14 protein-coding genes are annotated in these 22,736 nt (G+C 48.5%); 1 reads left to right on the top strand and 13 read right to left on the bottom strand.

Annotation, left to right across the window (positions count from 1 at the left end; genetic code table 11):
- From HMPREF9944_RS02635 to HMPREF9944_RS02660, 5 genes are all read right to left on the bottom strand, one after another.
- Positions 1-3,033: a chondroitinase family polysaccharide lyase gene (locus tag HMPREF9944_RS02635; protein WP_008564281.1), complete on the bottom strand. Its 3,033-nt coding sequence runs from the start codon at positions 3,031-3,033 to the stop codon at positions 1-3.
- 4 nt (positions 3,034-3,037) lie between these two features.
- Entirely contained in the window at positions 3,038-4,069 is a 1,032-nt protein-coding gene (locus tag HMPREF9944_RS02640) for a DUF5017 domain-containing protein (RefSeq protein WP_008564282.1), read from the bottom strand.
- 57 nt (positions 4,070-4,126) lie between these two features.
- Positions 4,127-5,860: a RagB/SusD family nutrient uptake outer membrane protein gene (locus HMPREF9944_RS02645; RefSeq protein ID WP_008564283.1), complete on the bottom strand. Its 1,734-nt coding sequence runs from the start codon at positions 5,858-5,860 to the stop codon at positions 4,127-4,129.
- Positions 5,861-5,881: 21 nt separating this feature from the next.
- Positions 5,882-9,073, bottom strand: a complete 3,192-nt coding sequence (locus HMPREF9944_RS02650; RefSeq protein ID WP_044113248.1) for a SusC/RagA family TonB-linked outer membrane protein — start codon at positions 9,071-9,073, stop codon at positions 5,882-5,884.
- A gap of 1,429 nt (positions 9,074-10,502) precedes the next feature.
- Entirely contained in the window at positions 10,503-11,264 is a 762-nt protein-coding gene (locus HMPREF9944_RS02660) for an ABC transporter ATP-binding protein (RefSeq protein WP_008564288.1), read from the bottom strand.
- 187 nt (positions 11,265-11,451) lie between these two features.
- Between HMPREF9944_RS02660 and HMPREF9944_RS02665 the strand changes: the two genes are divergently transcribed.
- A complete protein-coding gene (locus HMPREF9944_RS02665) occupies positions 11,452-12,825 on the top strand; it encodes an MATE family efflux transporter (protein ID WP_008564289.1) in 1,374 nt (457 codons plus the stop codon).
- Between the two features lie 118 nt (positions 12,826-12,943).
- Here HMPREF9944_RS02665 and HMPREF9944_RS02670 read toward each other — a convergent pair whose 3' ends face one another.
- The 8 genes from HMPREF9944_RS02670 to HMPREF9944_RS02705 all read right to left on the bottom strand — a co-directional run bounded on the left by HMPREF9944_RS02670 (position 12,944) and on the right by HMPREF9944_RS02705 (position 22,479).
- The gene (locus HMPREF9944_RS02670; RefSeq protein WP_008564290.1) at positions 12,944-14,437 is read right to left on the bottom strand and encodes a class I adenylate-forming enzyme family protein; all 1,494 of its coding nucleotides are present in this window, start codon (positions 14,435-14,437) and stop codon (positions 12,944-12,946) included.
- Complete coding sequence (locus HMPREF9944_RS02675) at positions 14,434-15,258, bottom strand: SDR family NAD(P)-dependent oxidoreductase (RefSeq protein WP_008564291.1); 825 nt, start codon at positions 15,256-15,258, stop codon at positions 14,434-14,436. The genes HMPREF9944_RS02670 and HMPREF9944_RS02675 overlap by 4 nt, the downstream gene beginning before the upstream one ends.
- A gap of 9 nt (positions 15,259-15,267) precedes the next feature.
- Complete coding sequence (locus HMPREF9944_RS02680) at positions 15,268-15,708, bottom strand: hypothetical protein (protein ID WP_008564292.1); 441 nt, start codon at positions 15,706-15,708, stop codon at positions 15,268-15,270.
- A 35-nt stretch (positions 15,709-15,743) separates the two neighbouring features.
- Positions 15,744-16,130: a VOC family protein gene (locus HMPREF9944_RS02685; protein WP_008564294.1), complete on the bottom strand. Its 387-nt coding sequence runs from the start codon at positions 16,128-16,130 to the stop codon at positions 15,744-15,746.
- A gap of 253 nt (positions 16,131-16,383) precedes the next feature.
- The gene (locus HMPREF9944_RS02690; protein WP_044113250.1) at positions 16,384-16,971 is read right to left on the bottom strand and encodes a superoxide dismutase; all 588 of its coding nucleotides are present in this window, start codon (positions 16,969-16,971) and stop codon (positions 16,384-16,386) included.
- A gap of 291 nt (positions 16,972-17,262) precedes the next feature.
- Positions 17,263-17,826 (bottom strand): hypothetical protein, encoded by a 564-nt coding sequence (locus HMPREF9944_RS02695; RefSeq protein WP_019968203.1) that lies wholly within the window; start codon positions 17,824-17,826, stop codon positions 17,263-17,265.
- Positions 17,827-18,000: 174 nt separating this feature from the next.
- A complete protein-coding gene (locus HMPREF9944_RS02700) occupies positions 18,001-18,537 on the bottom strand; it encodes an LOG family protein (RefSeq protein WP_008564304.1) in 537 nt (178 codons plus the stop codon).
- Between the two features lie 123 nt (positions 18,538-18,660).
- Positions 18,661-22,479, bottom strand: coding sequence for a two-component regulator propeller domain-containing protein (locus tag HMPREF9944_RS02705; RefSeq protein ID WP_244861103.1), 3,819 nt, complete (start codon positions 22,477-22,479; stop codon positions 18,661-18,663).
- Positions 22,480-22,736: the final 257 nt, after the last annotated feature.

Consider the following 22,736-nt stretch of genomic DNA (forward strand, 5'->3'; position numbering starts at 1 on the left):
TTATAGTTTGTTTAGTTCGATATCGTAACTCAGTCCATCTTTACACCTCACTTCAATGATGGTGGTCTTGTTAGTCCGGTCAATCAGCCTTATATTATCGTCTTGTTTAAAATTCCATTTGCCCAACAGCGTCACGGTTACAGGTATTTCGCGGCTTGGGTTCTTGATCCAAGGGCGGCTGTAAATGCTTCTTTCTACGCGTTTTCCATCTTTATAGATGTCGTCAGTAGGCCCTTGATACAGTGAAAGGTCGGGTTGTGCGACCGTCAGTACCATCTTTTCCTTGCCTACCTGACGTATCATGGCAAGGCAAGTGGTGTCGGTTTGCAGCAAAGGACCGCCGGGAAGGAGCCCTTTCGGGGTCTCGAAGAGAACGTAGGAGAGCGACTTCGTGGCATCAGAACGCACGATGTGGGCGTCTCTATTCCGTTGAATGACGGTGTATGTGGGCGTTGTTTCGAAGGTTTTCAGCCGTTCCGGAGTCGTATTAGGGAGCACGGCATACTCGTAACTGCCGTTCCGAGGAGCCTTCCCATGGCTGATATAGAGCGAAGCCCACATGCCTTCGTTGGGCTTATCAGTGTCGTTGTCGCGCGACTGCTGGCTGACAAGGCCCGTAAAAGTGGCGGAGTTGGGACTGTAATATCCCGTTCCTAAATGGTCTAACCATGTTTTTCCGTCGCCTTGATAGGCCTTCCAATAAGCCTGCACCTGCGCATCAGGGGCTGCCAACTGGAAGATCGTGGTCTCAGTGTCGTGTTGTTTGTCGTTGTTTTCTATGTCGCTTCCGAGGCAGACAATGACATCGTTGAAGAAATGATAGGACTTACGGGCCCTGAAAGAGCCATCGTATTTATCGTGTTCATGCAGCTTCATGCCGAAGTTCCCATTGCTACCTTGCTGTGAGAGCCCGCCTGCGAAGGCTTCGTCAGAGAAAAGCATCTCCTCCACGCCCGAATGCAAATCGACATTGCGTATCTTTGCCCTCAAATCGACCAAAGGCAGATGCAAACTTGTGACACCCGGGATGCGGTTCCAGTTGAAACCGGCCTCCTGCCAGCCGCTTGTCGTCGGGGTAACGTCCTGATTTTGAGGTGCAGTCATCAGGAACAAACTACCATAACCCAGATAACGACCGAACTGATTCTCGTTCGTATAGTGTTCACTACTCCACAGGTAACGACTCATACCACGGACCACTGCCGACCAATTTCCTCTACGTTGTATTGAAGCACAGGCGTAACCCAAGGACAGATTGCCCTGAGGAGCCGCCTCTGGTCGGACACCTTGTGCTGCAAACTGCCTGCAAAGCTGTTTTTCTTTGGGCAATGTCGTGTGTTCAACCAAGCGCATGAAGCTCGCCACCATGTCCACATCGACAGGCTTATTGCCGTCGGGTGTCCCCGATAAAGCCATATAAGCGTAATGCATTGGGGTGAGATGGCCCTTCCCATCAGGGTGACGGCCTGACATGGAAAGCGGAAAATGCAGCTTATTACAGTAGAAACGCATAGCCAAAAGCGCGTTCTTCACCGTCTGATGTGCCAGCTTTCCGACTGCAAACTCGGTTCCGCTCAAGATGTAAATCATCTGTGTGGCACCGTTCAATCCACCAATGGCGTAGGCAGGATAGTTGTTACAATGATGATAAGCAGACCCATCTATCTTGAAAGAATCCATTAAACCCGGAGCAGGACGGCAGCCCCAATCCAACCAACGAGAGCAGGAACGGACGTATTGCAGCTTCTCTGGCGAGTCTTCCATCAGCAGAATGCTTGCCATACAGCCAATGGAAGCCGTGTTAAACGTGTCCATATCCATGCCGTTGACCGTGGGTTTGACATAAAGTTGCTTCAATTGCGAGTACCATGTCATGGTGGCTACGGCTTCGGACAGCTTTCCAGCGGCCTTCAGTACGTCTTTCATCAGGAAATATGCAATGTACATGCTGCGAAGACTGTAGCCGTAATGATGGATATTGCCCCAACATGAACCCCAAGTCACGCCTTGGTCGGTGATATGTTCATACATCAAGAGGAACATTCCTTGCAATTCTTTCTTGTCTTCTTCTGCTGTGGCATTGTTATAAGCCACGGCAATCTGTTGCATAAGCTTGAAATAATCGTTCATTTCAAAGCCGGTACGCGTCAGAATTTCCTTGTCCCAGCCCGGTATCATGCGCTCGTAGGCCTCCGCATGGCGCACAAACCAAATGGGCATTCCCGTGATATTGCCTTTCTTTTCCCTTATTTTATAGGCATCAAACTTGTCCCGAAGGGTTTCCATCTGCTTGGGATAGAGTTTCGCAGGCGTATAAACGAGACTGCGGAACCGCTTTTCCATCTGCTGCATAGCCTTGCTTTGCTGTTCCGTCACAGGGGTCAAGGCGATATCGGGCTGCAGTTTTGAATGCTTCAACACCTGCAACCAGTCGTTTGTCGTCTTGGGATTGACAAACGGAAGTTGCTCATCTGCGGTCTGATAGCGTGGATCTACCTTGATAGCCGTTATCAAATGGTCGATATACAGCCTGCTATGCGTGTCGGGGGCCTTGATTTTGATTTCGTCCATGCCGGGTTCTGCGCTTCCTTTCATGTCACGTTCGTAGCAGACCCACGCTCCTCGCCAGCCTTTAAAGTTGAGGTTCATGGGAAATGACGTGCATACTTTCCCTTGTTTGCAGAACTGAAAGACCAAAGATTTCCCAGATAACGGGGCTTCATTGTAGACCCAAACGATGAAAGCAGAGAGATAGTTGTCCAAACCATCAGTTTTGCGAGGCTCAAATTGTAAGTCTTTGTCGATTTTCAGCACCCCTCCAGCCTGAAAGCTCCACTCCAGCGACCTCTTTCCATTCTTGAAATGCTTGTCGGAAAGCGTAACAGCGGATTTCTCTACCTTAATATATTGCAGTTCCTTGGCATTTTCAAATGAGAACATGCGGGAATCATGGTACAATTGGGCATGTATTGCTGACGAAAACGCCAGACAACATGCCGCTATTGCCATTCGCACCAATTCTACTTGCTTCATATCGTCATTCAACCACCTTGATGTTCAATTCGCGCAACACCTGCGACTCGGCCTTATAGTTGCTGTTTGTTGCCACGAAAGTAGCCTTATAGGTACCCGCAGTCTTATATATATAGGTATAAGAGGACGTTCCCTCCGTCACATTCTTGATGGGTTGCCCGTAATCCGGCGAGCAGGCATTGGCTAAAATCATGTTTGAGACGAGCCAACTGTATTTCAGTTTGGCCCCACTGTTGGAACTATGAATGAAGAAATCACCTTTTGTGGCCCCCGAAAGGTTCCATATACCGCTCGTACTGTTGGTAACTGAGCCGTATTCACGGTTAACTGTCATCGAACGTTGGTCATTCAAGCGGTGATGACACATCATGTTGATGGGCGTAAAGTTGAAATCGCCGGCAAAGAGGGTCGAAGTCGTCCCGTCTTTCATGGTGTTGACGATTTTCATACCTACGATATTCACGCGTGGCTGTGCAGCTGCGTTGGAAACAGGCTTATAACAGGCTGCAATTGTCATGCGTTTGCCGAGATAAGGCGTGAAGTCTACTTCGAAATGCGTTGCATTGGCTGCATTACTGGGTGCTGTTGGCATCTTGGAAGGGTCAACGAGGTCGTTCCATGCAAAGCCTTCGACCAGAACGGAGTCTGCTTCGAATTTGTTTTTAGCGAGTCCCGGGAACGTTTCCGAGAGATACAGCTTCAACAGATTGACCGAAGTAGCGGCATTACCATATTGATACCAGACGGAAAAGCTCAGTTTAGACGACACAATGTCTTCTAATGCCACTTGATCGCGTTTCCGATAGATGAATTTACGGCCGGATTCTCCGCTAAAGAAAGTAATGAAGTCGGGATTTCCCGTGAAATCGAAAGTCAACGGCGTGCCTTTCTTGACGACAACTGTATTGCCTTCCCATGTAACATTGCCCGTGGACGAAACCGTTACGTTCAAGGCTGCCTTCTCTTCCAGCTCATCTTCACAACTGACAAGGGCGAAGGCCAACAATGGAATCAATAAATATATATATCGTTTCATATCGTTTGAATTTATTGGATAACAAATTGAATACTGAGAAATAGGCGCTTTTGCTCCCTACCATCCTGGATTATTGTCCTTAATCGCCTTGTTGACGGACATCTCGTTTGATGGAATCGGGAAATAATTATAGGTATCCGACACTTGAAAATACGTGTAGACGTTGGAAGGACCCAAGGTCCAGTTGCTTCCATTCTTGGCTCTGGCAACCAACGCATTCATATTGGCCTTGAATTCGCCCCAACGAATCAAGTCGAAACGTCGTGTCATCTCGAAACACAGCTCCATGGCGCGCTCATTCTTAACAGCCGTGCGGAAATCTTCCTGATTAAGGCCTGCAAGAACGGCTATACCAGCCCGCTGTCTAACAGCGTTGATGCATTGATAGGCCAATGTCGTGGGCCCACCGTTGACTTCATTCTCGCATTCTGCCACCATCAGCAACACATCGGCATAGCGAAGGATTGGGAAGTTGACCAATGTAAAGTTCTTATTCTTCTTGTCCGGTTCGTATTCGCGCCGCCATTTGCCGCATGCCCTACTGTAATCCGTGGTCTCGGTGGTCTTTTCGCGGTCGCCGAACTTCGCATTGGAAGGCTGATCGCCGTAACTGAACGACTTGTTCCAGTATTGTGCCTTCACTTCATCACGCTTTCCCTTCTCGAACATACGGCCGTCAACGCCTTTTCCCGACTTGGATTGCGTGTAAGTAAAGGGAGCGATGTTCCAATTCATGCGATTCTTGTCTCCGTTTGCTTCATAGAGCTCATACAGTTTCGGCGTACTCCAAAAGAAACAATAGCCAAATCCGGGGTCAGCCTTGCCGGTAAGTTCGGCTTTACTCGACAAATCGGGAGCCTGAATGCCGATGATATTCCCCACACGTCCCTCCGTTCGGGTGTCGGTGCTGTAGTTTCCCGTGAATTCTGCCTCCCAAATGCTCTCCTTTCCTGTCGTGTTGTACTTGTCGGAACACTGGTCGATGAAGTAATCCCAATAGTTTGGCGCAAGCGTATGCCCTTCATACATTACTTTCTGGGCAAAGGTGCCGGCCTTTGTGAAATAGGTTTTGCGCAAGGTTGGGTCGGGTGCCACGCCATCGCGGAAACATTCGCCGGCACGGAACATGTATACCCTTGCCAAGATGCCCCATGCCACCGACTTGGTGACGCTTCCCGGCAGATAACCGTTCTCAGATGCCGTCTTGAGATGGTCGGCACTTTCTTCCATCTCCTTGCAGATAAAGTCGTAAATTTGCTCTTTGGGCGTGCGTGCAATCTGCAAACCATCTACGGATTGCGTGGAAGAAGTCTTGAAAGGAACGTCTCCCCAGCACTGAACGAGGTTAAAATAATAGAAAGCACGCAGGAACCGAGCCTCTGCGGCCATTCTTTTCTTGGCCGATTCGGGCAGTCCCGAAACCCCATAAACACTCTCTAAGAAGATATTTGCACGGTTGATGCCGGCATAAAGCGTATACCAAAAGGCCGTAACCGCAGGGTCACTGCTGTTGGCATTGTTGCAAATCAAGCCTCTTGTGACCGGAGAACGACCCGGACCACCGTAGGCTTCCAAGTCATCTCCGCCGGCAAGGAAGAAATAATCGTTGCCATAGAAAGAGGTTTGAGTCAGAATAGCATACACACCTTTAAGGAATGACTCCGTTTCGGCCTCGTTTTTGAAGTAGCTTCCCGACGTTGTTCGCGTCGGTTCTTTATCCAGAAAGTCGCAGCTTGCAGTCAATATCAGGGCTGCCGACAGTATAATGATCGATAATTTAGATAATTTCATTGCAGATACTTATATATATGATTAGAAACCAAGGTTGATGCCGAAGCTGAAACTACGTGCACGCGGATAGGCAGAGAAGTCCAATCCCGGGGTCAGGGCACTATCCTTGATGGATACTTCGGGGTCATAACCGCTGTAGTTGGACCGGGTAAACAGGTTCTGTGCGGCGAAATAGATTCTCAACCGGTCGATTTTGAAGCGCGAAAGCATCTTCTTCGGAACACTGTAGCCCAAGGTCACGGTCTTCAAACGCAGGAACGAACCGTCTTCGATGATGCGCGAAGAGAACACACGGTTGGAACTTGAGGACGTAGCCCTTGGAATATTGCTCGTCGGATTGTCCACCGTCCAGCGTTCAGCGTAGCTGGCATACTGGTTCAGTTCACGGGCTTTGTTCCACGAACTCTCGAACATCAGCCGGTTGGCATTCAATATATCGTTGCCATATGACCACTGGAAGAACACGCTGAGGTCGAAATCACCATAGTAGAAGTTGTTGGTAAAGCCGCCGATGTGCTTGGGAAGTCCGTTACCGATGGTCGTACAGTCATTCGAATCGATGACACCATCGCCGTTCACATCGCGATATTTCGGCATACCGGGCTGCGTGTTGGCCTCTGAAGCGAAGTGAGGAACGTTCGATTTCAGCGTATAACTGTCGCCCGATTTATTGAAATCCTCATACTTATAAGTCCCTTCATAGATGTAACCATACATGGTTCCCATCGAATGTCCTACCTTTGCGATGTAGCTACTCTGCGTGTTGAAGTTCTGATCGAACTGTGCTGCGGTGAGCAGTGCCGTCTGATTGTCTGCCAAAGCCAGCACTTTATTGCGGTTGAAAGCAATGTTGAAGTTCGTTGTCCACTCAAAATTCTTGGTCTTGATGTTGGTGGTATTCAACGTAATTTCCAAACCTTGGTTGCGAACCTTGCCCACATTCTTCGTCGCACTGACGAAACCTGAAGACAAAGGAAGGCTCGATACCAACAGCAAATCGCGTGTTGTCTTGCTGTAAAGGTCTACTGTCAGCCCGATACGGTCGTTGAAGAAGCCAAGATCGAAGCCCAAGTTCCATTGCTCTGTGGTCTCCCATTTCAAGTCTTTGTTGGGGATTGAGGTCGGAACCATGCCCACATTGGTGTTGTCGTTGTTGAAAGGAAAGACGCCACTTGGGACACTTCCGAGCGAAACGAGGTCGCCTTCGCGGTCCTTGAGCAGCTGGTAAAGCCCGTAGGTGTCGTATTCTCCCACGCGATTATTACCCGTCAAACCCCAACTCAAGCGTAGTTTTCCGCTGTTCATCGTGCTGCGTAAGGGCTTCATAAACTTCTCTTCGGTGACGTTCCACGCCAAAGATCCAGAGGGAAAGTAGCCAAAACGGTTCTTTCCTCTGAACTTTGAGCTACCATCGGCACGCATTGTTGCGGTGGCATAGTATTTTGATTTGTAGTTGTAATTGGCGCGACCGAAGTAAGACATCATGGCCCAAGAGGCCTTATCCGACCGGGTCACCGTCGGTGTTCCATCGCTCATGCCGGCCATTCCAAGGCTTTCGTTCGGTATGCGAATGGTCTTGAAGCGATAATATTCATAGTCTGAGTTCTGAAGTGAGAAACCCAACAGCGTATTCAGATAGTGACGCTTGTTGAAATTGGTCTGCCATGTCAGCGTATTCTCGTTCAACCATGTGGCACGCTTGGTGCGAATGACCTGCGCATTCACCTTTTCAATCGACGTACGGCCGCCATATCGGGTCTTTGAATTGTTGAACATGTCGTTGTCAAAGCGTGTATCAGTGTAGCCACCCGACACTTTCAAGCGCAGTTCTTTCGTCAGTTTGTATTCCACAAAACCGTTGAATTGCAAGTAAGTTGTCGTTTGTTTGTTGTATTCGTTGTTCAACGACATGATGGGATTGAAGCGATAATCGGTCGTATTGTTGACGTCGTCGTCTGTCGCATTCTCCACCAACGACTGCAAAGGCAGGCCGGGTTGCGTCACAGGACGGTAGCCCCACACGCTGTAGAAGAGGTTGTTCATGCCCGAATGAGACGAGCCCGAGGGCGATTGTCCCATGCGTCGGGCCTGAGAATAGTTGAGGTTGAGATTCACTCTCCACTTCTTATGGTTGATGGTCGTGCCCAATCGGCCCTGCAAACGGTTGTAGTTGGAGTTCAACACCACGCCGTCTTGGTCGTAATACGACACGGATGCCGTGTAGCGCACGCCCTCGTTGCCACCCGTGAGGCTCACATTATGGTTCTGTAATGGGGCAGTTCTGAAGATCATGTCCTGCCAATCGTATTGCGGAATGTTCCGATAATCGTCCAAAGTCCACTGCTTTCCGTCGTGAAGAGACAGGTAGGTGTCGTCTACAGTCTTTGAATACATCTCCTTTTGCAGCGAAACAAAGTCGTAAGCATTCATCATTGGGATCTTCCGGGTCACCGTTTGCCAACCCATACTTCCGTCATAATTCACCTTAGGTTTGCCGATTTGGCCGTTCTTTGTGGTGATGATGATGACGCCGTTTGCCCCACGTGCACCGTAAATTGCCGTGGCCGAAGCATCTTTCAGCACGTCAATCGAAGCGATATCCGACGGGTTGATAGACCCTGCAATGCTCGCATCCTCTACCGGAAAGCCGTCGATGACATACAAAGGTGAGTTCTCTTGCGTCAGCGAATTGTTGCCTCGGATAACGATGTTCATTCTTCCTCCGGGCATACCTTCATTAGACGACACGTTAACTCCAGCCAAACGGCCACCCAATGTCTGGTCGAATGACGACACAGGTGTGCTGATAAGCGCCCCCACATCGGCCTTGGAAACAGACCCGGTCAAGTCACGTTTCCTCACTTCCTGATAGCCGATGACCACCACTTCCTCAAGACTTTTGTTGTCTTCCAGCAGGGTCACGGTCATCAACTTGCCCGGTTGGGCCTTCAATTCCTGCGTAACGAAGCCCAAGAATGAGAAAGAAAGCACGGCTTCCTTGCGGTCGGTCTGCAGGCTAAAGGCTCCGCTCAGGTCGGTAACCGTACCGATATTCGTGCCTTTTATCACCACACTGACTCCCGGCATCGCTTCGCCAGTGTTGTCTTTCACTACACCTGAGAGTTTAGTTTGTGCACAAATTGCCACCGATGTGAACATCATGAGGAGCGACAATATGCGTTTTTTCGTAATGTTTTTCCTTAAACGATTCATGTCTTAATCTGAAAAGGTTGTATAATTGTTCAACTTTGAATGACAAAATTAGGGAAATCGGCCCGTTGTTCATGGCAGAATAATACAAAAACATTCTAATATCGTACAAAAGACGCATGATTGTGTCCGGGAATGTGCCGCATATCGGAAACCAATGCCCATTGCCTTGCCATGAAACATACATGCGTAGCGATGTAGGGATTTTGACTTTGAACATTGAATTTTGAACTTTGAACTTTAGGATTTGCTATATTAAAAATAATTTGCAGACAAGAAGCATGTAGGGACGCACGGCTCGTGCGTCCGTTCTACGCGAAACAATCAACTCGCCAATTTGTTTACTCGTTCATTGCCAGCTAAAACGTGGGCGGACGCACGGACCGTGCGTCCCTACATGCATTCGAGCAGCCCGCCCTATCCATCATTTTACACATCAATATGGGCAATGTGGGTATGTAGGGACGCACGGTTCGTGCGTCCATTCTGCGCGGAACAATCAACTTGTCCATTTGTTTACTCGTTCATTGCCAACTGAAACGTGGGCGGACGCACGGACCGTGCGTCCCTACATGCATTCGAACAGCCCACTCTATCCATCATTTTACATATCAATATGGGCAATGTGGTATGTAGGGACGCACGGTTCGTGCGTCCGTTCGGCGTGGAATAATCAACTTGTTAATTTGTTTATTCGTTCATTACCAACTAAAATATGGGCGGACGCACGGACCGTGCGTCCCTACATGCATTCGAACAGCTCACTCTATCCATCATTTTACACATCAATATGAACAATGTGGGTATGTAGGGACGCACGGTCTGTGCGTCCGTTCTGCGCGGAACAATCAACTTGTCTATTTGTTTACTCGTTCACTGTTAACTAAAATGTGGGCGGACGCACGGACCGTGCGTCCCTACATGCATTCAAGCAGCCCGCCCTATCCATCATTTTATACATCAATACAACCATGATGGGTATGTAGGGACGCACGGCTCGTGCGTCCGTTCTGCATGAAACAATCAACTTGTTAATTTGTTTACTCGTTCACTGTCAACTAAAACGTGGGCGGACGCACGAGCCGTGCGTCCCTAGATGCTTCATATTGATAATCAACGACTTGAACCTTGTGTTTCAATCTTAGCCATTTTGTCGTGCAATATGGCCCATTTCACCGTGCAAAATGGCTGAAATTGGACGGCGAAATGGCTGAGATTGAAAACCAAAACGGCTGAAACGGAAAAACGAAGTGGGCGGAGGTGGAAAACAAAGTCTTTAGGGTTGCTTTTCAGGGCAGTGTTTTTATCCGTGAAGATATAAGTAGAATTGGGTTGCAGGAACGGTATAATGGAAATGGTGCTGCTCTTTTGTCCGTGAAGATATAAGGGAGCAATCACCATTGAGCCTCTCCCAGCCTTCAACGAGGCGTTTTTATGTGATGAACACACGCAGGTTGTCGGCATCGAAGCGTATGTTGCCGCGCTGAATGAAACGCGATAGCGAACCGTCGGCAGCCAGTTGGCGCGGCGATCCCACGTGGAGCGCACCGCTATCCATGAGCCAAAGGCGGTCGGAAACCTGCAAAGCCTGTTCGATATCGTGCGTGGAAAGGAGAATGGTCTTATGGAGTTCGTGGGCCAAACGGCGCAACAGCTGCATCGTTTCCACCTTACTGGGGAAGTCAAGAAAGGCCGTCGGCTCGTCAAGGAATATCACCGGCGTTTGCTGGGCCAGTGCTTTTGCGATCATGGTCTTCTGCCGTTCGCCGTCGCTCAGCGTGCCTATCAACCGCGTTTTCAACGGTTCTATGCCCACCAATGCCAAGGCTTCGTCGACAATCCGGCGGTCGCGGTTACGCAAGGTGCCGAAGAAGCCGGTGTAAGGATAGCGTCCCATGCCCACAAGCTCGGCCACCGTGATGTGTCCGGCATCGGGTTTCGTGGTGAGCACCACGCCAATTTGCCCGGCACGTTCATGGGGTGTGAGACCCGAAATGTCCCTTCCATTGAGGCGAACGCAGCCTTCGAGCGGGCGGAGAAAGCCCGAAAGCGTGCGCAAGAGCGTCGATTTTCCCACGCCATTCGGGCCCAACAGGCATGTGAACTCGCCCGCCTGAAGGGTCGCTTGCAAGTCGCTTGCCACCTGTTTCCCCGCGTATCCGATGGTTAAATGTTCCAAAACGACGGTTCCCATGCCGCAAAGATACACTTTTATCTATAATTTTTATAACTTTGCAAAGGAAAAGCGTAAGCTTTTAGCATTGAACTTTGGCGTTTGAACTTTGAACTTTATGATTTGAATGCTCATTGAACATGCTTCATTCTACGCGATTTACTCTTTCAATTCCACATTCAACAATTCACATTCAACATTCCCTCATATGTCTTCTCACACGCAACAATCCTCGCTCCACATTGAAAATATGACCGAAGGTGCCCCTGCTCGCGCCATATTGAAATTTGCCGTGCCTTTGATTTTGGGCTATCTGCTGCAACAGATGTACCTGATTATCGACGCAGCTATCGTGGGTCGGTGGATTGGAGTGAACGCTTTGGCCGCCGTAGGTGCCTCAAGTAGCATCATGTTTCTCATCATGGGCTTCTGCAACGGAGCCTGTGCGGGCTTCGCAATCCCTGTGGCTCAGGCCTTCGGTGCTGGAGATTACCACAAAATGCGATGCTATGTGAGCAACGCTTTGCGCATTGCTGTGGTGTTTTCCGTGGTCATTACGCTGCTTTCATGCCTGCTTTGCGAGAAGATTCTCCAGCTTGTCAACACGCCGAATGACATCTTTCACGATGCTTATGTGTTCCTTTTCCTTCAGTTTTGCGCCATTCCTTTCACCATAACTTATAATCTTTATGCCGGTCAAATCAGGGCTTTGGGCAATTCAAAGCAGCCTTTTTATTTTCTGATTGTATCGTCGTTGGTGAACATTTTGCTTGACGTGGTGCTCATTCTGCTGCTGGGAATGGGTGTCGAAGGGGCCGGAATAGCCACGCTACTCAGTCAGGCTTTCGCCTCATGGCTGTGCTATCGGTTCATCAGACGCCACATGCCGATGCTCGTTCCACAGGGAGATGAACGACAATTCGACAACAAAAGGATAAGCATTCTCTTGAATAATGGCGTGCCAATGGGCCTACAATTCTCGATAACAGGCATTGGAATCATCATGTTACAGAGTGCAAATAACGCGCTTGGTACAGTATATGTGGCCTCATTCACAGCTGCTTTGCGCATCAAATACCTCTTTACTTGCGTGCTGGAGAACATAGGTGTGGCCATGGCGACCTATTGCGGACAGAACATCGGAGCTGGTCGTATCGATCGAATCAAGTCAGGTGTGAAGGATGCCATGCTCGTTATGCTCGCCTATTTCGTGCTGACCGTGGCCGTCATCTACCCGTTTGCCGACGAAATGATGATGCTTTTCGTCAACAACGGCGAGCAGGAAGTGATTGCAAATGCCGCTCTTTTGATGCGCATCGCCAACTGGTTCTATCCTTCGTTGGGCATTCTTGTCATTCTACGCTACAGCATTCAGGGACTCGGCTACAGCAATTTGAGCATGATGAGCGGCGTGATGGAGATGTTAGCCCGCTGCGGTGTGAGCCTTTGGTTGGTGCCGGCGTTGACTTGGACGGGCGTTTGCTATGCCGATCCCGTGGCTTGGGTGATGGCAGATTTGTTCCTTATCCCCGCATTTTGGTGGCTTATGAAAAGGTTAAAAGGTAAAAACATAAAACGGTAAAAGGACGTTTAGGCCTAAAATGGCCGAAATTGAGCGATAAGGACAAGGGGGTTGTTGCTCAAACAAACTGAGAGGACGACAAAAACAAGAGAGCCGGCCGGCTCAAGGCAGGCGTTTTTCATCGGCTTTTCTTGCCCGTTGACAGTATTTTTATGGGGGCAAAGATGAAGCGATGAGGCATTTCGGCCCGCGAAATCCGTGGCTTCAGCCATTGTTTCAACGCGTCTTCGGTGAGCACGGCCCCTTTTTGAGGTTCTATCCGAGCGTGAAGTACCGAGCCGAAACGGGCGTCGGGAACGGCAAAAACCAGTGCTTCGGCAATCAACGGGTGGGCTTTCAAACACGCTTCCACGTGCTCCGGATAGACATTTTCGCCCCCACAAACCACCATTTTGTCAACTCTTCCGCGATGAAAATAACGGCCATCGGGTGCTTGAAACACGCGGTCGCCCGTCGATTGCCAGCGATTTTGCCGGCCATTCATAGCCCATTTGCACTTCACCCACAGTGTCCCTACGCCTTCATCGTCGGCATCTCTGACGGCACATTGCATGCCACGGATAGGTCTTCCGATGGAAACTTCATCGCCACGAAGCAGTTCTTGCGGCATAGCCAGCATGAAAAAGCCTGCTTCCGACGTGCCGTAAAGGTTGTAAAGCACATCACCCAAGCTCGCCGAAGTCCTCTCAACCAATGGCTTTTCCAGCCTGTCACCCCCGCTGATGAGGCATTTCAGCGACTTCATTCGGGCCTCGGCATGGTCCGATTGCCACAATCTTGCGAGCATAGCCGGCACGATTGGCATCACCTCTATGTGCTCTTTTGCTATCGCATCAAGCACATTCGTATCAAAATGAAGCAAAAGACAAATCCGTTTGCCCATGACAAGCGAGATAATCAACGTGGCCAAGCCGAAACCATGATAGAAAGGAAGGACCAAAAGCACGCTCTGATAGCGGTCAATATGGACGTCTTGAAGCAGCGAAAAGAATGGAGAAAGGAACGCAAATATGCCGGTTTGGCGGGCAGCCTCCTTATAGTTGCCGCTCGAACCGCCCGTCAACACGCTGATAACTCCACCTCTTTTTATATAAGGAAGGGAAATGCGGACTGTCGACGGCTGTACTTTCATGCGCTTCATCAGCGTTTCGGACGATGTTTTCGGACAGGAATCGGGCACCGACATGGCTGTATTTTCGGCCTCATCATAGATGAAAAGTGCGAAAGGACGGGCCATCAGGTGGGCCAATTGTCGGCTTCCGAGGTCGGTGTTCAGCAGTTTCACGTGAACGCCCAAGCGTGAAAGGGCCGGCAGGAGCAAGGCCGAAGCCATGTGATTGCGGCACAGCAAGGCCACACGGTCGCCGCTTTTCAGACCGTAATCAGCGTACAATATACCGGCTAACAACCGTGCCCGGTGGTAAAACTCCTTGTAATCGATGCGCTCACCGTCGGCAATCAAGGCGCAATCTGCCGCATGATAACGGGCCGAAAAGCGGAGAACGGCCATCAACGTGATGCCTTCGCGCAGCAGACAACCCAGCAATCGCATGATACCGCGCGGCGTAATGAGATGCAAACGCACAAGGGAACGGAGTAAAGACAGGTTCATCGGGCGGCTTTTTGATAAAAGAATCGAACGAAAGGTGCAAGGAACGAGGCCACAGGAGCGGTCACCCAAGCCCACCACGGCTTGTAGGCAAAGTGCTTACTCAAGGCCAATCGCAACAGGATTCCGGCGGCATCGTGGGCCGAATAAGCCGGAAGTGCGTGGTAGTTTGGGTTGACTTGCGACATTGGCGTACGCACCAAAGGCAGATAGGCCACGTGGACACCGATGCCAAGTGAATGCCATTCGCACGCAGCTGTGCGGCACCAAACGTTAGAAGCGCACTTGGAAGCGTGGTAAGCTGACCACTTTGGGGCCGGAGGATAAAGGCTACTGACCGACGAAGTGTAGACAAGTTGGCCGCCAGTTCGGCGCAAAGCGGGCAGTAAAGTGAGCGATAATGCCACCATGGAACGGTAGTTCAGGTCCATTGTCCGGTCGAAATCGTGCAGCCGATCGGCTGCATCTACAAGCCTGCGGCAGATAGATTTGCCCGCATTGCAGAAGAGAAAGTCCACCGATGGCAGCGTTTTTGCCAAGTCACCGCACACAGAATTCAATGCCAATCTGTCGCGTAAATCGACGCAACGGTAGCTTGCACGGCAACCCATGGCACGTGCTTCGCGACACAGCTCCTGCAATTCGGGCTCGCTTCTTGCCAGCAAATAGAGATTAGCCCCATAGTGCATCAGCCTTCGAACCAAGGCTTCACCGATGCCATGTGAGGCTCCCGTGACGACCACCCACCGGCCGTTGAACCGGTTTTTCAGTCGGCTTTCATGCAAACGAGGCGCAGGATAAAGGATAGAAGACAGTAGAGACATGGCTTTTTCTTAACAGATATAACAGTAAAACACGACGATCATCAGGCAGAACAGTAGACCGATGAGGGCATCGAAGCCGCGGTTGGTGAAGTATTCGGGGTTCCGAGGGAAGACATCCGTGTCTGTCAGCGTGATATCTCCGGCCGAAATCATAGCCTCGATGGCCTCTTCTCGACCGTAACCTTCGGTTTTCAGTGCATTGAAAATCCGTTGTTGGCGGGCATTAAGCAGCGTTTTGGCCCGGGCATTTCTTTCGTTCTGCTGCCGTTTCCAGTCTTCAAAGGCCTCTTGATAAAACTTTTTGACACCGTCGAGCAATGGAGAATCGGTGATGAAAGCATGGTAGCTGTAACGCTCTCTCCCCTTGATTTCGTGGTACAGCCAGCGCAAACAGGCACCAATGTGTACGAAAAATAATCCGAAGATGTGTGTCAGCAAGTCTCTGAACATGGTTTCACGGTCGATATGTAAGTACCTTTACGAGGCTATTCCGTTATTTCTATCAGGTTACCTTCGAAACCTTCGACGCAACTTTCATAGTAACCGTCGCCCGTGATGCGTGGTCCGGACACGATTTCATAGCCATCTGTGCGCAGTCGGGCAGTCAGTTCGTCCACTTTCTTCCTGCTTCCCACGCTCAAGGCCACGTGGATATAGCCCGTAACTTCCCGCTTTCGGTGATTAATCTCAACGGTTGGCTTGTTCATGAGCTCCAATCTTGTCCCGCCTTCGAATGAAATGAAGTAGGAACGAAAGTCGGTTTTCGGATTATGGTAGCCGTCATTGCAGGCTGCACCGAAGTAGTTGACGAAGAAATCCCTTGCTTTTTCGAGGTCTTCAACATACATTGCCAAATGCTCAATCCTTGTCATTGCATTCCGTTTTTGCTTGTTTGAAGAGGCTGGGGCTACATTGTTCCATGCTTACGGCCCGTATTCTTCTCCCTGCAAACTTACGGATTTTTTCCCAATATCCATCGAATTCCGACAGAAATCATGCGACCTATCGGTTAGATGAGACCTCTACGGGATACAAAGACAAAGGAAGCCGGCCTCATAGCCAGCTTCCTTTGTCGTGTATGTTATCCTGTGTAGTTTGTTTTTCTTACCTTTATGGCAACCAGTCTTAGTGCAACCTTCGGGCAACGACGTCCCAATCGACAATGTCCCAACTTGCAGCAATATGGTCGGCACGGCGGTTTTGGAAGTCCAAATAGTAGGCGTGCTCCCAAACATCAAGTCCATAGATAGGCTTCAAGCCTTGGCGAACGGGGTTTCCTCCGTTGGCTTCTTTCGTAATGACAAGCTTTCCGTCCTCCTGTTGTGCGAGCCATGCCCAGCCAGAGCCAAAGAGTGTCGTCGCAGCCTGCGTGAATTGTGCCTTGAAGTTCTCGAAACTGCCGAACGAAGTGTTGATAGCTTCCAGCAAACGGCCTTCTGGCTGATTGTTTTGACGTGGCGAACGGAACTGAGAGAAGTAGAGCGCGTGGTTCAAAACCTGTCCGGCATTGTTGAAAAGCGGCCCATCGGGTGCTCCTTTCACGATGTCTTCCACGCTCTTATCGGCCCATTCGGTGTCTTTCACCAGCGAAGTGAGCGTGTTTACATAGTTCTGCAGGTGCTTTCCGTAGTGGAAATTGATGGTCTGTTCACTGATAACCGGCTCCAAAGCGTTGGTTGCATAAGGCAACGTTGGCATTTCTATTTTCATAATGTTTTTGTTTTTAATGTGAATATTCTTTGTTCTGTCAATCGTTTGCAGCCTTTGTGTGACTTGATTGACATTGCAAAGATAGGCAAAGTTATCCTTTCCTGCAATCGATTTTATCTATCGGGCGATAGATAAATAGCCATTTGCCAGGCTACTTTACCAAGAAAAAGCGAAAAAATAGCCTTGCCAGCAGAGGTTTCTCACCTCTTTATGTGTATGCTTTCAACCAACTTACACACAAAGAAAATGCGCCTCCCGTCAAGGAGACGCATGGTTATATTATTATCTTTTTGATTATTCAACAGTAAATGTAGTAACTTTCATCGAATTCTTTGTATTTTCATGATTGGGGTCACCGATAACAATACCGTATTCGCCTGGTGTGAGTCCTTCAAGCACAAGAAGATAAGAACTTTTACCATATTTCTTGGCCTTATAGTCTACACTTGAGAGATTGTTTGTCTCGGTTTTAGAGAGTGTTCCCGCTTCCGCGAGTTGGTATCTCCGCTCTTTTCCTTTTATTTCGAACTTAAATATGTTGATAAACGAGTTCGGATCAGTTTCATTATTGATTGCTTTAACGATAAGACGCGTCTCTGTTGAACCTTTTACTTGGCTGGTTGATTTCGTACCTTGCAGAGTAAGGCGTGATTTTACTTTTCCTATACCTGTAAGATAAAGGCTTGCGCCGGCCTTGGTCTTTACAGTTCCATTTTCTCGACTGAGTTTTACGCCTTGTGTGTTAGAAGTAAGCAGCAGAGTTTCTTCTGCAAATTCGGGTTCTTCTACTTTTACTTGCGCATAGGATGCGGTTGTAAGGCAAGTACTCACAAGGAGCATCATAAAGAATTTCTTCATAATTTCTGATATATTAAAGTTAAATTATAGCACAAAAATACGTTTTTTTCTTGATTTATACAAAGAAAAAGGTTATGAAATCGAAAAAAAATAATCGCATAACGACTCGTCATGCTGGCCAATCATAATGAAAACCGCCTCTCATTTCAAGCTGAAAACAATGGGAACTTACCCTTATAAACGCCCAATCAGGCACTGAATGTCCTCCAAATCAGTTGCAACTTGGATATAATCCGACCACTTTCCGCGAATCATTCCACGCTGTTGTAGGTCGTCAAGCAGGCCGATAAGCGAGTCAAAAAAGCCGTTCATGTTGTATAGAATCACCGTTTTTGCATGATAACCTATCGTGCGGCTGGCTGCCACAGTGAACACTTCATCGAGCGTACCTATGCCACCTGGCAATGCAATCAGCACGTCGCTCTGGGCCAATATCAGGTCTTTACGGTCGCTCAAGTTGTCACATGCGATGTTCACATCAACCGAATTGCTGACGCGTCCGCCCTTTTCAACCACGCGGGGAATGACACCTATGGCCTTTCTCCCACCCTCATGGACGGCCTTTCCGATGGTTTCCATCAGTCCGCAATTGCAACCTCCGTACACGACATCATGCCCGTTGCGCGCCATCCAAGCCCCCAATTCCTCGGTTTTCTTGAAGTATTCGGCATCAATTCCGTTATTCGCAGAACAAAAAACTCCTATTTTCATATCCACAAATTTATTAAAAAAATCTGTGAAATCAATGCCCTCTCCCCAATATTTTATTACTTTAGCACTATGAAAAGGCGGGAGCAACAGCCCTGTTTGGGCAAAACAGAGTTGCAAAACAGTTTATTTATACTCGCTCGGCGACACTCCGAACTGCTTTTTGAAGCTTGTTGAAAAATGGCTCGGCGTATTAAACCCCGTCAAATAAGCTATCTCTCCCATCGTATATCCGCCTTCTCGAATGAGTTCTGCAGCCCGATTCAACTTGTAAGTCTTGAAGAATACGCTTGGATTTGTGCCCGTCAACCCTTTCATCTTATAATATAATTTGGTGCGCGACACGTGTAATCGTTCCGTCAAGTGCCTCACATCAAGTTCCGAATCGGCCAATTCTGCTTCCATAATCTTATAGAGCTCGTCCATGAAACGCTTGTCTTGGGGCGACAATACCTTTTCATCAATGGCATCGGTCTGCGTGGAACTAACAAGCAACTGCCTGACTTTCTCTCTGTTGGCCAGCTGTGAATGAATCATAGCCAGCAGCAATTTGGGGTCAAAAGGCTTTGTGATGTAAGCATCAGCACCCGTGTTGAGTCCTTCAACTTGGCTCTCTACCGTTGCTTTTGCGGTGACAAGAATCACTGGAATGTGGCATAATTGCAGATTATCCTTGATGTCCCGGCACAGTTCATAACCTGTCTTACCGGGCATGACGACATCGCTTAAGATCAAGTTTGGCTCATCTTCGCCGATAGCTTTATAAGCACTCTCAGCATCAAAGCGATAAATCACATTGTAATAAGGCATCAACAACGTCTGAAGATAATTCACAACTTCGGTGTCATCATCGACAACCAAGATCGTAGGACGGCCCTCTGTGTCGTGTATTTCGGCTGCGGTTGTATCGCGAAGAGGGGCGATGGGGAACATTTCTTCCTGATTTTCTTCGGGCAAAGCACGCTCGCCTTCGGTATAACAGCAGTCATCAACAGGAAGAGAAAGGGTGAACACGGCTCCCGGTTCGCCCTCTTTATTGCCGGCAACCAATGTTCCATGATGCAGTTCGGCCAGCTTTCGGGCATAATAAAGGCCGATACCTGTGCCCCAATTCAGCTTTCCTTTCGTCTGATTGTCAAGCTGGTAATACCGTTGGAAAATGTTTTCAAGCTCACTATCAGGGATTCCTTTTCCGCTATCCTGCACCATAATGGTCGCCTTTCCGGCAGCAACATCGAGACTAACAACGATGGTTCCGCCTTTAGGAGTGAACTTCATGGCATTTGAAAGCAGATTGTTCATAATCTTTTCTAACTTATCTCGGTCAAGAAACATCAGAAATGAGTCCTCTAAACCGACCGATTTGAACGTTATTCCCTTTTCTTCAGCATTTACTTTGAATATATCGCAGATCGTAAACAGCTCAGCGATGATGTCCATGCGGCGCACTTTCAAGCGTAATGTGTCGTTTTCGAGCTTGTTGAAGTCCATCAATTGGTTCACAAGACGCAGCATACGAGACACACTACGCCTGACTATCATCAACAAACGCCTGTTGGATTCAGAGATAGTTTGGTCGTCGCAAAGCATGGAAACAGGCCCCGAAATCATCGTAAGCGGCGTTCGGAACTCATGTGAAATATTCGCAAAGAAACTCATGTTCATACGGTTTATACGCTGTTCCTGCTGTTTTTCCTCCGTTGCCCGATGCATTTCGGCCTTCTCTTTAATCGATCGTAGGCGCAAACGGCGCAGCAAGAGCAGGACAATCACAAACATAAAGGCATACAAAGTCCACGCCCACCACGTGTTCCAAGGCGCAGGACTGACAACGATCTCAAGTTCGTTCTTGGCCGTGAACTCATTGTTTCCCTTGCTTTTCGCCCTCACCTTGAGCGTATAACGGCCTGCCGGGAGATTCGAATAAAATGCTTCATGGCTATTACCTGCATCTATCCAATCTTCGTCAAAGCCCTCCATTCGATACGAATAGCAGGCCCGTTCGTAATCACCATAGGCCAAAGCGGCAAACGAAATGCTGAAACTATTCTGCTTATAATTAAGATAAACCGTCGGAAGGTCTTCCAGATTGCGATCGATACAATCGCTCCTATCAGGCGAAACAACCTCATTATGTACTTTCAACATCTCGAAAACCAGCGGAATATTCTGCCTCGTATAATGGTTACCCGGGTTGAATATGGTCAATCCATGGGTTCCTCCAAACACCATTTCGCCGCTTTTCAAACAGCAAGAAGCGCGGTCATTGAACTGATTTCCGCCGATCCCATCGGTCGAATAATAAGAAGTTATCGCGCCATTAAGCCCATCTATCTTATTAAGACCGTTCATTGTGCTCACCCAAATATTGCCATTTTGATCGGGTTCTATCGCTGAAATGTCTTTACATGAAAGCCCTTCAACGCGATGAACCCGCACATGATCGGGGGCAATACAAACCAAACCGTTTGTCACAGTGCCTACAAAAATGTTCCCATGCGGGTCTTCATAGAGGTCTGTAGGAATGAAAACCGATCGCGGAAGGCTCTTTTTCCAATCATTATTGTCTACATTCCACTTCGTTGCCTCAAACGTTTGAGGATTTATCTCAACCAGATCCTGTAAGAAAGCAGCTGTGAGTAGTCCGCCGGAACGCAGCGGCAACGCCACAGGAACGAAGACAAAGGTTGCCGGATAGAGTGTGTTTGGCTTCATTTCTCCGTCAGGCATGAATGCAAAAACCCTATTTGAGGCTGACGTTGCCCACACGATTCCCTCCTTACTCTCCGTCAATGACATGGTGTAGAAGACCGGATAGCGTTTCTCCGGCACCAATGTTTCACCATTATAGCGTGCTTTGACGACTTCTGAACCGTTGGCCATCCACAAGTATCCACGGCTATCAACAAGCAAACTCCCTATTTCATTCTTGTAATCGCTCACTTTAAGACCTTCCAAAGAAAGCGATTTCAGCGTGTTGTCACGCCTGTTATACACCAGTAGGCCACGCATCTTGGTTGATATAAACAGGTTGTCTGCCTTATCTTCTGCCACGGCTAACACCGATTGATGGCCCACTGCTTTGACCAAAAAGTTGTTGGTATTGAAAATTTTATTGTACTGATAGACGACACTATAACCTTGATCGGAAGATCCCATCCACAAGTTATTCTTGGAATCTGTGTACATTTGTGTAACTTTGAAATAGGGTTCGTCGAACGGGAAGCCCGGTTCTTGGGGAGAAAGTAGCGTCTCTGATGCCTTATCATAATAGAAAATGCCATTTTTAGAAGTGCTGATAAGCAGTCCACCTTTATTATATGGGTGGATACAATATATCCGATCATGGCTGAAAACAGGGCTCCCTGCAATCGCATCTGGTGCATTTTCAAAAGCACGCGCGGCCGGATTGTAAACAAGAACACGGTTGTCACCACACAACCAGATGCGCCCGTCGTCCTCCATGTAAGCGTATGTAGGAGAGAAACCCTTTGGCATAGCGATGGAATCTGCCAACGATAATCGCTTTCCCTCATAGCGACGAAGACAGTTTAAGTTCTGAATCCACACGCTATTGTGCCTGTCTATGATGACACGCCCCATGAAATTATGTTGCGGATCGAGGTTCCCAAGTCGCTTGACAAAGCGGTTTTTGCGGGCATCATACTCCAATAAGGAACCTATTGTGTATATTATTATGCGGTTGTTCGGCGTGATGAGCAATTGAACAACGTTGAGGTTCTTGTCGTCCATGGCTATACGTTCAAAGGTATTTTTGTCAGTATACCGGCAAACACCGTTCACAGTAGAAACCCATATCCGCTTGTTTCTGTCGCAAAACACCCCCGTAACGTTGTTATCCGGCAAACCGGTCGAGTCATCTGTGCAGAAATACTGATAGAATTTGTTGCCATCAAACTTGTTAAGTCCCCTGAATGTTGCCATCCAAAGGTGCCCATGGGCATCTTCCGCAAACCCTTTTATGTTGTGATTCGATATTTCATCCGCCACAACCATGGCGTGTTCTTCGTCTGTTAAGGCTGGTTTTTCCTTAGTTTTCGCGCACGAAACAAAGCCGAAGACAACACTGATGAAAAGCAAAGAAAGAAAAGATTGTGATTGGAAACACTTCATGTAAATGTGCTTAATAATGATACAAATGTACGAATAAAACCCTTATCACCAAAGCATTCTGAACAAAT

This window comes from Segatella maculosa OT 289 (genome assembly GCF_000243015.1).
In the GTDB taxonomy this organism is placed as follows: domain Bacteria; phylum Bacteroidota; class Bacteroidia; order Bacteroidales; family Bacteroidaceae; genus Prevotella; species Prevotella maculosa.

Coding starts and splice junctions, on each gene's coding strand:
- HMPREF9944_RS02635 (WP_008564281.1), bottom strand. CDS start 3,033: ATGAAGCAAGTAGAATTGGTGCGAATGGCAATAGCGGCATGTTGTCTG.
- HMPREF9944_RS02640 (WP_008564282.1), bottom strand. CDS start 4,069: ATGAAACGATATATATATTTATTGATTCCATTGTTGGCCTTCGCCCTT.
- HMPREF9944_RS02645 (WP_008564283.1), bottom strand. CDS start 5,860: ATGAAATTATCTAAATTATCGATCATTATACTGTCGGCAGCCCTGATA.
- HMPREF9944_RS02650 (WP_044113248.1), bottom strand. CDS start 9,073: ATGAATCGTTTAAGGAAAAACATTACGAAAAAACGCATATTGTCGCTC.
- HMPREF9944_RS02660 (WP_008564288.1), bottom strand. CDS start 11,264: ATGGGAACCGTCGTTTTGGAACATTTAACCATCGGATACGCGGGGAAA.
- HMPREF9944_RS02665 (WP_008564289.1), top strand. CDS start 11,452: ATGTCTTCTCACACGCAACAATCCTCGCTCCACATTGAAAATATGACC.
- HMPREF9944_RS02670 (WP_008564290.1), bottom strand. CDS start 14,437: ATGAACCTGTCTTTACTCCGTTCCCTTGTGCGTTTGCATCTCATTACG.
- HMPREF9944_RS02675 (WP_008564291.1), bottom strand. CDS start 15,258: ATGTCTCTACTGTCTTCTATCCTTTATCCTGCGCCTCGTTTGCATGAA.
- HMPREF9944_RS02680 (WP_008564292.1), bottom strand. CDS start 15,708: ATGTTCAGAGACTTGCTGACACACATCTTCGGATTATTTTTCGTACAC.
- HMPREF9944_RS02685 (WP_008564294.1), bottom strand. CDS start 16,130: ATGACAAGGATTGAGCATTTGGCAATGTATGTTGAAGACCTCGAAAAA.
- HMPREF9944_RS02695 (WP_019968203.1), bottom strand. CDS start 17,826: ATGAAGAAATTCTTTATGATGCTCCTTGTGAGTACTTGCCTTACAACC.
- HMPREF9944_RS02700 (WP_008564304.1), bottom strand. CDS start 18,537: ATGAAAATAGGAGTTTTTTGTTCTGCGAATAACGGAATTGATGCCGAA.
- HMPREF9944_RS02705 (WP_244861103.1), bottom strand. CDS start 22,479: ATGGCAACATTCAGGGGACTTAACAAGTTTGATGGCAACAAATTCTAT.